Below are 13,268 nucleotides of genomic sequence, written 5' to 3' on the forward strand. Positions count from 1 at the left end.
GCTTTTGTTTTGCAGGCTGAGGTGGCCGCTCGGCGAAGAATCGGGTGATCGGGTGATCGGGTGAAGTAACAGCCGAAGGCGCAGGAATCACAAGCCTACGGCGGCAAGAAACTATGATCTCTCGCGCCCTTCTTCTCGCTGTCATCCTGAGCCCTGCTTTTGGGCGAAGGACCTCCCGCAATATCTCAAACGTAGTTGCAGCCGGTATGGCTTCTTCACGAGAACACCGGCATTGTTGGCCAAAATGCCACGTCACCGCAATCAAGTTCGATGCATTTCGGGAGATCCTTCGCCCAAAAGAAGGGCTCAGGATGACATTGTTGGAGACGTGCTGGCTGTTACCTCACCCGATCACCCGATTCTTCCTTGGTGTTATGCTTTGCGATTCTTATGTCCCAAACAATCTCCTGCCTTTGTCTCTTGATTGTTTTTTCCACACTAGCCCTTGCTCAGTTTCCAGAGCAGCGAGCTTCTAACTACTTGGAATCGATTCGTAAGAGTCCTCCTCTGCTCGAAGCCTTTCTGCGAGAGATGCCCAAAGGGGGAGACCTTCACAATCACCTGATCGGCGCGATTTATGCCGAGAGTTATCTGCAGTACGCGATCGCAGACAAGCTGTGCATCGATCAAAAGCAACTCACGTTTGCCCAGCCGCCGTGCGATGAGGGTCGGAATACCGTGCCGGCGGAACGAGTAACGACCGATGCGACGCTCTATCGCCTGATGATCGACGCGCTCTCCATGCGCGACTTCGTTCCCTATTCCATGCCTGGGCTCTCGGAGTCGGCCGAGGATCACTTTTTTCAAACCTTTGGAAAATTCGTTGCAGTAGCGAATGCTCACACTGGCGAAACTCTTGCTGAAGTGGCATCGCGGGCGGGACACCAGAACGAGTCTTATCTGGAGATGACGGTCGGATTCGACCGGAACTCGGGCGCCATCGGTTCCAAAACGGGCTGGTCAGATAATTTCGACGAGCAGCGCGACAAGCTCAACGCCGCCGGCATCCAGAGCGCAGTGGCAGGTGTCTTGAAGATCCTCAACGACGCTGAAGCTGAAAAAGATCGCCTACTTGCGTGTCACAATGCCGCTCATGTCGATCCCGGCTGCAAGGTTACGATCCGCTACATCTACGAGGTGTATCGTGGCACGCCGCGGGAGCAGGTCTTTGCCGAGATCATGACAGGCTTCGCCGTGGTGAAAGCCGATCCACGATTTGTTGCCGTGAATCCCGTGATGCCCGAAGACGGCTATACGTCGATGCATGACTACAGCCTGCACATGAAGATCTTCGATTACTTTCACAAGCTCTATCCTGATGTGCACCTTACCGAGCATGCAGGGGAAATTGGGCCTGGACAAGTACCGCCAAGTGGATTGCGTTCACATATTCGCGAAGCGATCGAGATTGGTCACGCGCAGCGCATTGGTCACGGCGTTGACGTAATGCAGGAGGACCGCCCACTCGAGCTGCTTCGCGAAATGGCGCAGAAACGAATCGCGGTGGAGATCTGTCTCACCAGCAACGACTTGATTCTGGGAGTTAGAGGCAACCGCCACCCCTTCCCTGTGTACCGCAAGTACGGCGCACCGGTTGTGATCGCCACTGACGACGAGGGCGTCTCGCGCTCCGATATGACGCATGAATATCTGCGAGCCGTGGAAGGTTATGGATTGACGTATGCAGAGCTAAAGAAAATCGTGCGCGACTCGATTACCTACAGTTTTGCGGAGGCACCGTTGAAGTCGAAGTTATTGGCTGATCTTGACGCCGGGTTCGGGGAGTTTGAAAAACGGAGTTGGTAGGAAGGACTTCATTCTGTCATCCTTCGCCAAAGGAGGGCTCAGGATGACAATGGTGGGGAAAGTTTCGCCGTAGTTCCCAGCGCTCAGTGCTTGATTACCCACATTGCCCAACTGGCGAGGAGGGTTCCTGCTGCGAAGAACGCGAAGCATTTGGCGCCGTAGAGGACCATGTCGCGAGGAGCGGTGCGCTGGGTGATGCCGAAGACGATGGAAGCGAAGAAGGCAAAGATAATCGCGGCGCTGAAGTGTGAGACCTGCATGGTTATTCCTTCTTCCCGATCGCGATGTCGTAGGCGTCCACCGCGCTCATCACGTTCAGCAACCCGGAGACGATGATGAACTTAGTTCCGTAATCGGCAGAAGCGAGTTGGATGGCTCCCCTGCCCCAGTCCATCATGCGGGTCACGAAATAAAGGCTGCCGGAGCCAAGGTCACCGACGAAGCCGAGCATGTCAAGAAGGTCGCCGCCGTTCAGACCGTAGACTTTCCCCTCCATCAGCACGCCGAGTACAAACATGGCGAAAACCGAGACGAAGAGCAGCAGGCCACGAATCCACCGCCGCTGGATCAGATGGCCGGCTCCGGGAATGAGCCATCCTGCAATTGGTGCAATGATGGCCATGGAATTAAGTTCGCGTTCGGCAAGAATGGCGTCAGCTTTGGATCTGGGTTGAGGCATCAGGAGCGTATACGTATTGGGCTTGATAGAAGTTTATCAGGAAGAAGCTGCTGGCTTCTCAGGCCCGAAGCTGCTAGCTATGACGCCTTTTGTAGAAACGTAAGGACTGTCATCCTGAGCCCCTCTTTTGGGCGAAGGATCTCCCGCGATGCTTCAGACGCAATTGCAGTCAGTGCGGCTCTTTCACGAGAACGTGGAGACTCTGGGCCAAAATGCCGTGCGATAGCAAGTTTGCTCGAGGCATTCCGGGAGATCCTTCGCCCAAAAGAGGGGCTCAGGATGACAGTCTCAACATCTCCGGCAAGACTTCCGCCGCGCGTTTGCGGTACACGACATCAGCACTAGCCGAGAGCTCAGTTTCCTCAGGATTGATTTCGACCAGAATGCCGCCGGAACGTTTGGCGCCCAGAGCCCAATCGATTATGTAATGAAAGGTAGCGGTTGTTCCCACTACCAGCACCAAGCCACATTCGACGCGGCGAACGAAATCGTCGATCCGACTGAGGACTTTCCGGTCGAGCATTTCACCGAACCAAACCACACCTGGTCGCAGGGGAGACTCTTGGCAGTGCGGGCATCGTGGCGGCAGTTCTGCGGTAGAAATGTGTTCGCGGTCAATATAGCTACAGCTCGTGCAGCGATTGAAGAACAAGTCACCGTGCACGTGAACCAATCGCTCGGAGGGCGTTCCCGCGCGTTCATGCAGGTCATCGACATTTTGAGTCACAATCAGGCAGTCGTGATTGCGAGTGGCGAGCTCGGCTAGAGCCAAATGGCCCGCATTGGGCGCCGCCTTAGTCGCCTCATCTCTGCGCCATTGATACCACTCCCAGACCAGCTTGGGATCTCTTGCAAAGGCTTCTGGGGTGGCAAGCGAGATCGGATTGTAATTTCTCCATAAACCCCCAGTACCGCGGAAGGTATGCAGCCCGCTATCGGCAGAGAGCCCGGCTCCTGTGATAACAAGAACCGGACCGCCTAGAGCGTGCCGCCATTCTTCGCGGCTGGGTTTGAGGGTCATTGGTCCTTCGCTATCTCATAAATCCACTTTGGAACAAAGGTAACTTGGAAGCGCTGGAAAGTGTCCCAATTTGGTAAATTTATGACTATGTTATGAGTCGACACCGCTCAAGAGCCGACTATAATGATTCCGGCGTCTTATCTGCCCAAGAGACGTTGCAACCACCTGATTCAGAGTGGCGTCCCCAGGGGGAGTTCCTGAAAACCGCAGCTGAAGCCCGCAAGCCGCTTATCGTGGTGGTCGACGATGAGCAGGGAACCCTTGATCTGCTAACGGATGCCTTGAGCGACATGGGTGTGCGTGTGTTGACCGCCACGGATCCCGAAGCTGGTCTTAGCCTGATCAAACAGAACCGTCCCCAGATCGTTTTCCTCGATCTCAATATGCCTAAGCTGAGTGGCATGCAGCTCCTGGAGATGGTGGTCAACTTTGATCCCGCTATAGAGGTATTTCTGCTTACCGGCGACTACTCTACAACTTCAGCAGTAGAAGCAATCCAAAAGGGAGCCGCCGACTATCTTACGAAGCCCATTTCAATAGCAAATCTCCGAGCTCGCGTCAGCAAATGGATCGAGGAAATGCAGCTCAAGCGCGAGACCTTCCAGTTGGATGGAGAACTCGTCTCATCCTTCAAGTTCCAGGGAATGGTCGCACGCAGTCCGCGCATGCTTGAGGTTTTTTCCACGCTGCGACGCATCGCCCCGCACTTCCGCACCGTTCTCGTGAGTGGACCGTCTGGAACCGGAAAGGAATTGGTGGCTCGTGCCCTGCACCAGATGTCGCCGGTTGCGAATGGCCCCTTTGTGGTTTGCAATTGCGCCGGCGTTCCTGAGAGTCTCGCCGAGAGCGAATGGTTTGGATACGTAAAAGGAGCCTTTACCGGAGCCAACCAGGACAAGCTCGGCCTATTCGAGCACGCCAATGGAGGCACCATCTTTCTGGATGAGATCGGCGAGACACCGCAGAACCTCCAGGCCAAACTGCTTCGCGTTCTGCAGTCGCACGAAATTCAGCGAGTCGGTTCGCCGCTGGCCCGAAAACTCGATGTACGAATCGTGACAGCAACGAATAGAGATCTGAAACACGAAGTTCGGGAGAAGCGCTTTCGCGAAGATCTCTATTACCGGCTCTCGGTTGTCGATATCAAACTACCTGCGCTTGCAGAACGCAGGGAGGATCTACCGCTATTGCAACGGCACTTTGTCGAGAAGTTTGCAAAGGAGTACGGCAAGAACATAGGTGGCATCAGCCGCCGGGCGCAGAATGTTCTGTCGCGATATTACTGGCCGGGAAATATTCGCGAGCTGGAAAATGTCATAGGGAATGCTTGCATGATGTCCGATGGACCGATGATTGATACTTGCCATCTGCCCTCCGAGTTACTGCGCCAGGACGGGCCCGACTTGGATTCGTCGATGATGTCGCTGGAGGAGGTCGAGCGCAGCCACGTACGACGTGTGCTGGAGATGGTTGGAGGAAACAAGCTGCGTGCGGCGGAGATTCTCGGAATCAGCCGTTCGACCCTCTATAACCTTCTGGGTGAGGTTGCGGACGGCAGGGTGGTCAAGAGCAGCTAGAACGCTGACTTCTTAACGCGCGGCAAATCAGTCCGACCTAGAAGACAAACACCTACAACTGCTACACGGAACGCCGGGCGCCCGGACGCTCCGTTTTTCTTGCCCCCCTTTGTCCAAAAGCTGGAATAGTGTCCAAAAACAGGACACTTCCAATCAATACATAAGCCCGGTATCTGGTAGAACCTAAAGGCTTTCGCTGCGGCTTAGCCCCTGGCCGCATTCGTGCTCTTCTCCCCCGTAGGCCTCGCATTACCCGGTCTATTCGATTGCAAGCGTTGGAGAGGCATAGGCAGGAGGACAGCAATGACGGCTGTGGACGCAATGCGGATTCTGCAACACGCCTCGTTCTACATCTTTTCAACTCGAGTGGTTGGAGGACCTGGCAAGACCATGCGCGGCTCCGTGGACGTATGGCAGGCTATGGCAACCCTCGATCACTGCCGAAGCGAACTACTCAACACACAAATTGCAGACGTAAGCACGCCGCCAAGGGAAGCCAAGAGCTCGCTCTTCAGCCGGGTGGGGTTTAGGCAGAACGCTATCGCGGGCCTGATGCTCTGCCCCTAGGTATCACCGATTTCGTAAGGAGAGAACCGCCATGTTTCACGTCGTTACTTTGGATGCCGATGTTTTAGCTTTCTACAAGACCCGCGCCAAGCGCTCGGAAGTGCTTCTATATAAGCGCAACGAAGGGTTTTTGAGTAAGCTCGTGCTTCCCGAGAAGGGTGCTGCACTCGAGCGCCGGCTTGCACGATCGTTCCAGAACATTCTGGCGCGTTCGATTCAATAGGGAGATTTTGTGAAGCTCCGTTGTGGTGGCTCGCCGTATACGTTTCTGAGACAGGAATTACCTTCAGACCGTCGCATCCGACTGTGCTATACTGTGGTCACGTTCAATTCGACACGGACGTTGAGCAAGGTCCCGCCTGAAACGCAGTTCCTGCCAGTTGTAACATCCGCCTCAATTCAACGTAAAAATTAACAACAACGAAAGAAGTGTATCTACAATATGGAACAAGGAACAGTGAAGTGGTTTAACGATGCCAAAGGTTTTGGTTTCATCCAGCGCGAGAGCGGTGAGGACGTTTTCGTCCATCACTCCGCCATCCAGGCCAACGGCTTCCGCAGTCTGGCCGAAGGACAGCGTGTGGAGTTCAAGGTGACCAAGGGTCAGAAGGGTCTGCAGGCAGAAGAAGTTCGCGCCCTCTAATTCAGCATCCCACCACATTTTCAGGCCGGAGGGAGCAATTCCTCCGGCTGCACGTTGTGCCGCCAAGGAGCCGCCATGCGTTCCGAGCTTGTGTTTCGCGCCAACGACAAGGTTGCAAACCGTTTTGAGCTTTGTCATCTCGCCTCATCTTCAGCCCGAACCATGGTCCGAAATTCCCAGGGCATGCATCTAACTATTAACCAGGCTCTTGAAGCCATCAGCACACAATCTGCCCCGATTTCTCCGGCAGAAGTGATCCATGTCGAGGACGCTGGAGCCTCTGTGCCCGCCCTTGACCCTGTACTCTGAAGAAAGAAGACCTATTGATTCAACAATTTTCTGAGCTCCCTATCACGCAGTATCTGCAGGAGCAACTCTCAACCAACAACTTTCACACTCCGACCCCCGTACAAGGCAGCGCGATTCCGGCCGCATTGAGCGGCAAAGACCTTCTCGCCACAGCGCAGACTGGAACCGGAAAGACGCTCGCATTCCTGATTCCTGTAGCGCAACGGTTGCTCCAAATTAGGGATGCCGGCATTCAAGCGCTGGTATTAGTCCCGACTCGGGAACTGGCCGCTCAAGTGGAACAGCAATTTGATCAGTTGCGCGGCAAAAAGCTGCGCAAGGCTGCTCTTGTGGTCGGCGGCGCTTCCGAGCGTCAACAGATTGCGGCTCTCAAAACCGCACAGCTTGTGATTGCCACACCCGGCAGGCTGGAGGATTTCCTCCGCCGCAACTTGGCGAAGCTGGACAAGACCCAGGTGCTGGTGCTGGACGAAGCTGATCGCATGCTCGACATGGGCTTTTTGCCGGCGATTCGACGCATTACCGATACCCTTCCCAAGACTCGCCAGACCCTTTGCTTCTCGGCGACGCTCGATCCGGCGGTTGCACACATCGTCAGCGATTTCGTGCACAATCCTCAGCGCATAGCCTTCGGTTCGACCTCTAAGCCAGTGGATAGCGTTAGGTTGCAGGCATTTGAGGTGGCTTCCAACCAGCGCCTTGCCCTGTTGCAGCGATTGTTGAACGACGAGGATGGCCGTTGTCTCGTGTTCGTTCGCACCAAGCGCGGTGCTGACCGGCTTACGCGTCAACTCCGAAAAGCGGGTTTTGACGCGGGTATGCTGCACGGCGATCGCTCCCAGTCGCAACGGAATGCAGCGCTGGCTGATTTCCAAAATGGGACCGTTCCTATTCTGGTCGCCACTGATGTAGCGTCTCGCGGCATTCACGTGGACGCAGTCGCACATGTCATCAACTACGAGCTGCCCCAGCTCGCCGAAGACTTGATCCACCGGGTTGGCCGTACGGGTCGCATTGGCGCCACGGGAACTGCATCCGTTTTCGTGAGTCACCAGGATCGTACCGAATTCCGTGCCATCGAACGCACACTTGGACTGAAGATAGAGCGAATGCGCGTCGACGAAGAACTAGCCCTCGAGGAGCGTTCAGGGCCTGTGCTGGTGGAGGGAATGCCCGTACCAGTGAGGCCTGGGTCTAAAATGGTGAGGTTACCTGGAGAGGTGCTGCAACGCTATGCAGCCATCTAAGCCCTCTTCCAGGTAAATGATTGTTTCGCGGCGCGGGAGTTTTTTGGGGTTGTGCCGCATTTTCATTGAATTGGAGGGACTATTTTCATGGCCGTAAGCCAGACATTCAAAAAGCGTGAAAGAGAACGTGCCCGGCGAGAACGCCAGGCAGAGAAGGCAAAGAAAAAGGCCGAACGTAAGCTGGAACCCAAGGCCGCCGCCGATGTGGACGCTCAGAACCCCGCCGACTTGTTTGACGAAAATGGCGAGCCGCGAGAACTGGACTTTCACGACTTCTGATTGAAGTCGAGCAAGATATTTTCAAGCCGGGAGTCTTAGACTCCCGGCTTTAGTTTTTTGCGGCGCACGAGGGCCCAGGGGTGATCAGGTGGGCAAAGACGAGGATCCGATTCGGGATAGTTGCTGCTGCAACCGACTATTCAGAAACTGACTCTTCAGAACGTCGTGCTGACCGTGAACCGGAAAGTCTTTCTCGGCTCTCGCAGCACATAGGTACTTCCGTAAATAATGAGCGATTGTTGGTAGGTGAAATCGCCTGCTGCACCCGCCGGGAACATGTCGCGCGTGATAGGAGATTTCGTGGGTATATGGGAGTCAAGGATCAGCGGGTTATACGCGTAATAAATGCGGAACGGCGCATTTACGATCGGCAGCAACACCTGCAGCTCCATGCCCGTAGACATCCGCGGAGTGTAGTTAGTTCCCGGGATCGGAGTCAGTGTCGGCGAGAAGTTAACCGTTTTTGTGCCCTGGCAGGTGAAGCTGGCATCGAGGCTCGGGCATCCGAACGGCGTTCCGTTCAGGTTTGCCAGATTCTCTGGAGTGAGCTTCAACTGGTTCGGCAGCGCGATGAAGTTCATGCCGAAGTCGTTGAAAGCTGCCAGCGTGACGTGGGGCACAATCGGAACGCGGTACTCGACGTTGGAATTTAGGCTCGTGTCGCCGCCCGCATAAATAATCGTCGATGCCGGGATTGGAATTTGAACAACACCTCGGCGTGGGTTCGTCGGATCCACAGGCACGAAGCTGCCATCTGGATTTTGCAGCGGGACGTTCACGCGATTCGCGATAAATACGTACGGGGTGACGGTCCGGATATCAAAGCCGCGAAGATCGTTCTCGCCTCCCATGTAGAAACGCTCGTACGGGGGGGCCGACTTCCCTGCATATCCGGTGATGAACGAGCCGGTTACGCGGAACCCCAATGAATTACGGCCTTTATTCATCGGAATCCAGTGCTTGTATTCGGCGATTGGACGAATTGTATTGACGTTGCCGCCTACGCCCGCGAACTCGCCCCCAAGAAAGAGGCTCGTTCCACGATGTGGCTGATAAGGGCTGTCGATCGTGTTGAAAGTAAAGCTCGGAGTGAGCTTGCTGGTGATGATGCCCTTGAGTGAATTCGGGCCACTCACGCCATCGAAGTTGATGGCTTCGAAGTACTGCTGCGAAGCCGTGCTGAAAGTCGTCACGCTGGAACGCTGATACGAGTAAGAGAGTCCGACTCGCTTAAACGAGCGCCTGATCGGGTAGCTGGAAGAAACGGTGAAGCCAGTCTGCGACTGGCTGAAGTTCTGCAGCGTGTTCAAAACGTCGGTTGGAAGGTTCAGATTGGTGCCGGTGAGAACTGAGTAGTTCTTGGCGGCGTTGTAGTCGTAGCGGCTGGTATAAACCGTAAAACCAAGCTGCAGAGGACGATCGAATGCGTAGGGTTCAGTAAATCCAAAGAGAATACTTTTTTGTAAGTTGCCAACGTTGGCCGATACGGTGAGCGTCTCGCCTAGTCCAAGGAAGTTGTTGGTCTCGTAGTTGATTCCGATGAATGACCCTGCGAGTCCGCTCACTCCACCCTGAAGGCCAATGCTGTTCTTGCCCTTCTCCTTCACTTTCAGCGTCAGATCGACCGTTCCATCCTGGACGTTCTGCTTCGCTATTGAATCCTGCTCCACCTTCAGCGGCTCGAAATAGTTGAGCTGGTTCAAGCGCAGTAGACTGAGTTCCCAGTACCGGCTGTTGTAGACGTTCCCTTCTTCCAGAGCCAGTTCACGGCGTATCACCTTATCGCGAGTGGTGGTGTTGCCCTCGAACTCGATGCGACGCACGAAGAATTGCTTGCCTTCGTCGAGATCCACGTCGAGCGAAACCATCTTCTTGTCCTCGTCGATGGTGGTTTCTGGAACCGCGCTGAAGTTGATGTATCCGAGTTCGCCATAAGCCTTGCGAAGGTTTTCGAGACCTTTGGCGATCAATTCGCGGTTGAAGATATCGCCATCCTTGATTGGAAACTGGGGGCGCAGCGCCTTGTAGTTTGTAATGGCCTTGCCGCCCTTGAAGGTGATCGTGCCTAGACGGTATCTATCGCCTTCCTGGATGGGCACGAGTATGTCGACAACCTTTCCCCCTTTGCGGAAGAGGTAAGGGAATCCTGGGTTCGTGTCGCGAATCTTAGTCTTCGGGTCATCTACCAGAACCTTGAAATATCCCTTCGTCTGATAGAAGAAGCGGACGCGTTCTGCGTCTTCGTCGAGCTTGCTGGCGTCGTATGTCCGGGCGAACAGATTTTCCAGAATGATGGAGTGCGGAATGCCGATGGGCTTACTGTTCTTCATCGACGCTCTTAACTCGCGGCTCGGGACCTTGTGATTACCGTCGAATTTTATGTTGCCGACCTTAACCTTCGGTCCTTCTTTGATCACAAAGTCGACACTGATCGCTGCCGGGGGAATCTTGTGTACTTCGGTGCGGATGGTAGCGAACTGGCGCCCGTGCTCCCCCAAGAGGTTCTTCAGCACAACCTCAGCTTTTTTCACCTTGGTTGGATCGTATTGGCTTTCCTGAGAAAGCCCGACTTTTTCCTTTTTAAAGCGGTCGAGTACGTCGCTTTGCGAAACGGAGCTCAAGCCCGTGTACTTGATCTCACGGATTGTCGGCTTCTCCGTGACGTAGATGTGAATGATGACGCCCTTAGGAGTGTCTTGCCGTTCAAAGCGAAGGTCGTCGTAGTAGCCGGTATTCCAGAGCGAGTTGAAGTCTCTCTCAAGAGCCTGCGGATCGTAGACATCGCCAGCGCGGGTGAATATGCGTGCCCTTACGGTCTCCGCAGGAATGCGGCGGTTCCCGTGGATCAGCACCTCCTCGACGAGCGTCTGCTGCGCAAACAGGTTGAGGGATGGAATGATGAGAGCAACTGGCAAAAGAACCAGACGAAGCGTGCGAAACAGGTTGAATCGGCGACAGCCGACGGACCTGTCCGCTGTTTGCTGGCAAATAAAAATAAGAAGCCCCTCTACTACCGGTATGAAATCGTGGAGGAATTCACAATTATATGAGACTACGTAGGTAGCCTCAAAGCATTCTGATCTGTGCCGACGTAAAAAGTTGTGAGAATGAGGCTTGGGAGGCGGGATTAAAACTACGGTAGTTGTGGGATTGGATAGATTCCGGCGCGCCGAGCGTCGCTGATGCCGATCTGCGTGATCTGCGTTTCAGGGAACCGGGCCAGGCCGCGCTCAGCGCTGCGTACGGCGTCGTCGAAGGGGAAGCGCCCTGTAAGGGCAACGTCTATGTACAGATGCTTATCGGCATTCTCGGCGGACTTTACGCCAACATAGGCGTGTCCGGGGACAAGGACGATGACCGGTTCCATGCCAAGGTTCTCAAACGCTGAGGCAAAAAGCACAGCAGCATCGATACAGTTCGCCGAACTGGCAGCGATACTCTCGCGGGGGGTGCGGATCCGCTCGCTTACCGCTGTATTTGCGCCGAAGGTCAGGGAACTCTTCACGTAAGACAACCTCTGCTTTTGCAGGGCAGTGTAGATGGCGCGTGCCTGGAGTCGTGTCTCGCGCTCCTGACCGGCAGTATCTTTCCACTCTTCATAGCCCGGAAGACGGCGTCCAGGCATAAGCTCCTTGGCTCGGCTCAGGACTTGTTCCACTCGCGCATCGTGCGGCGTTACCCATGAGGCGATGAACTGCGCATACTTGAATCCCTTGCCCCAAAACATGTCTTCCACGGCGCGCATGCGGACTGGAACAGTAGTGCTGTAAATCGGATCGCCAGCTACGTCCGTGACCTTTACCTGCGCGGTCGCGGCAGTGATTTCGCGGTTCTGATAAAGACGGGGGAGGAATGTTGGAGCGAATGTGAAGTTGCGCGCTGCTCCAGCGGGAACGCCGACAATCTGGATTTCCTCGTCGCTCCAACCGGGTACACGGACAGCGATGCGATAGCGCTGCTCGGTGTCAGCTGCGTTGGAAACTTTGATCGAAACGACTCCCCACTTTCGCTGATCGGGACGCTGAAGAGACGCATAGTTCGCAAAAGCGGGGAAGACATCCCCGTCGATGCCCGACTCGATTTTAAATGTCGGCTCGGGAGCCCGAGGTGTGCGCACGGTGCGCGTGACTTCAGGACGATCGAAGTCTCCGCCAGCAAATGCCGGCAGCGAGAGCGCCAACGCAATCGCGGCACATCCGGTGGCGGACATTCTGGCGGAAAACTTCATCGTTTTTCGAGGTTACGCTGCTGAGCAGAAACCACAATCCAAGGGAATGCTTAATCGCTTCAGCGCGGATTAAGGTTTACCGAGTAGAGGTGAATGTACAAGGTCACGAAAGACAAATGAGGAGTCACTTGCCGAGACGGCTTCGGGAAGAATCGGGTGATCGGGTGAAGTAAGAATTTCGCGATTCGTTATTTAGTGCTATACGACTCTCCGTTTGGCTTCGATCCCTACTAATGACCTGATTTTGGGTTTACTTCACCCGATCACCCGATTCCTCGGCAAACAGCTCAATACTCTGGAGTTCCGTTTAGTGTCCTCGCGACCCCATTGGCTGTACCCGGTTGATTTATAAGGCCCGGAAGGCTAGACTTGATATACGACTGAAAAGGTCGTACATCGCAGGGTGCCCCCTGATGCTAAAGCTCACGAAAAAAGCCGATTACGGATTGATTGCCGTGAAGCACTTGGCAGAGCTAGGTCCGAACGGCTCGTGCAGCGCAAAGGACATTGCTGAGGCTTATCGGCTTCCTGCTGAGGCACTGGCGAAGATTCTGCAGAAGCTGGCAAAGTCGAAGCTGCTGGTGTCCCATCACGGAACCAACGGCGGCTACGCGCTGGCTCGTGATGCGCGACAGATTTCCGCGCTGGAAGTGATTCGCGCTATCGACGGCCCGCTGTTCATTACTTCGTGTCTGCCTTACGACACGGGCGGATGTGAGCAGAGCGGATGCTGCACTGTGCGCGAACCGCTGCGGCAGGTAAACGAAAGTATCCGAGCACTGCTCGACGACATCAAGATTTCAGACATGCGCGACTCTCGACGGCGGCACACGGCAGAGGCGCCCGGCACGCAATTAGAGGAATTAGTTACTTTGCGCTGACGCTCCGCGCAGCGACTTGGAGAAATGACGA

At 55.0% G+C, this 13,268-nt stretch carries 13 protein-coding genes; 7 read left to right on the plus strand and 6 right to left on the minus strand.

The features are described from left to right. The first annotated feature begins 480 nt into the window (after positions 1 to 480). Positions 481 to 1,806: a hypothetical protein gene (locus VNX88_04470; GenBank protein ID HWY67895.1), complete on the plus strand. Its 1,326-nt coding sequence runs from the start codon at positions 481 to 483 to the stop codon at positions 1,804 to 1,806. Positions 1,807 to 1,889: 83 nt separating this feature from the next. Here VNX88_04470 and VNX88_04475 read toward each other — a convergent pair whose 3' ends face one another. The 3 genes from VNX88_04475 to VNX88_04485 form a co-directional block, all read right to left on the minus strand. Then, positions 1,890 to 2,066, minus strand: a complete 177-nt coding sequence (locus VNX88_04475; protein HWY67896.1) for a hypothetical protein — start codon at positions 2,064 to 2,066, stop codon at positions 1,890 to 1,892. Between the two features lie 2 nt (positions 2,067 to 2,068). Further along, entirely contained in the window at positions 2,069 to 2,485 is a 417-nt protein-coding gene (locus VNX88_04480) for a DUF6677 family protein (protein ID HWY67897.1), read from the minus strand. A 274-nt stretch (positions 2,486 to 2,759) separates the two neighbouring features. Next, complete coding sequence (locus VNX88_04485) at positions 2,760 to 3,506, minus strand: NAD-dependent deacylase (protein HWY67898.1); 747 nt, start codon at positions 3,504 to 3,506, stop codon at positions 2,760 to 2,762. Between the two features lie 92 nt (positions 3,507 to 3,598). On the opposite strand from VNX88_04485, the gene VNX88_04490 reads away from it, so the two are divergent. From VNX88_04490 to VNX88_04500, 3 genes are all read left to right on the plus strand, one after another. Beyond that, positions 3,599 to 5,083: a sigma-54 dependent transcriptional regulator gene (locus VNX88_04490; GenBank protein ID HWY67899.1), complete on the plus strand. Its 1,485-nt coding sequence runs from the start codon at positions 3,599 to 3,601 to the stop codon at positions 5,081 to 5,083. A gap of 303 nt (positions 5,084 to 5,386) precedes the next feature. Then, on the plus strand, positions 5,387 to 5,650 hold the full coding sequence (locus VNX88_04495; protein ID HWY67900.1) for a hypothetical protein: 264 nt from the start codon (positions 5,387 to 5,389) through the stop codon (positions 5,648 to 5,650). Positions 5,651 to 5,681: 31 nt separating this feature from the next. Next, a complete protein-coding gene (locus VNX88_04500; GenBank protein HWY67901.1) occupies positions 5,682 to 5,873 on the plus strand; it encodes a hypothetical protein in 192 nt (63 codons plus the stop codon). Positions 5,874 to 6,044: 171 nt separating this feature from the next. Here VNX88_04500 and VNX88_04505 read toward each other — a convergent pair whose 3' ends face one another. Further along, complete coding sequence (locus VNX88_04505; protein HWY67902.1) at positions 6,045 to 6,431, minus strand: hypothetical protein; 387 nt, start codon at positions 6,429 to 6,431, stop codon at positions 6,045 to 6,047. A 185-nt stretch (positions 6,432 to 6,616) separates the two neighbouring features. On the opposite strand from VNX88_04505, the gene VNX88_04510 reads away from it, so the two are divergent. Beyond that, complete coding sequence (locus VNX88_04510) at positions 6,617 to 7,849, plus strand: DEAD/DEAH box helicase (GenBank protein HWY67903.1); 1,233 nt, start codon at positions 6,617 to 6,619, stop codon at positions 7,847 to 7,849. A gap of 87 nt (positions 7,850 to 7,936) precedes the next feature. Beyond that, complete coding sequence (locus tag VNX88_04515; GenBank protein ID HWY67904.1) at positions 7,937 to 8,128, plus strand: hypothetical protein; 192 nt, start codon at positions 7,937 to 7,939, stop codon at positions 8,126 to 8,128. Positions 8,129 to 8,283: 155 nt separating this feature from the next. Here the strand turns inward: VNX88_04515 and bamA are convergent, their stop codons facing one another. Together bamA and VNX88_04525 are read right to left on the minus strand one after the other, a co-directional pair. Then, complete coding sequence (gene bamA, locus VNX88_04520; GenBank protein HWY67905.1) at positions 8,284 to 11,043, minus strand: outer membrane protein assembly factor BamA; 2,760 nt, start codon at positions 11,041 to 11,043, stop codon at positions 8,284 to 8,286. A 218-nt stretch (positions 11,044 to 11,261) separates the two neighbouring features. Next, positions 11,262 to 12,338, minus strand: a complete 1,077-nt coding sequence (locus tag VNX88_04525; GenBank protein ID HWY67906.1) for a hypothetical protein — start codon at positions 12,336 to 12,338, stop codon at positions 11,262 to 11,264. A gap of 431 nt (positions 12,339 to 12,769) precedes the next feature. On the opposite strand from VNX88_04525, the gene VNX88_04530 reads away from it, so the two are divergent. Then, positions 12,770 to 13,237: an Rrf2 family transcriptional regulator gene (locus tag VNX88_04530; protein HWY67907.1), complete on the plus strand. Its 468-nt coding sequence runs from the start codon at positions 12,770 to 12,772 to the stop codon at positions 13,235 to 13,237. Positions 13,238 to 13,268: the final 31 nt, after the last annotated feature.

It is taken from the genome of Terriglobales bacterium, from assembly GCA_035567895.1.
In the GTDB taxonomy this organism is placed as follows: domain Bacteria; phylum Acidobacteriota; class Terriglobia; order Terriglobales; family Acidobacteriaceae; genus Gp1-AA112.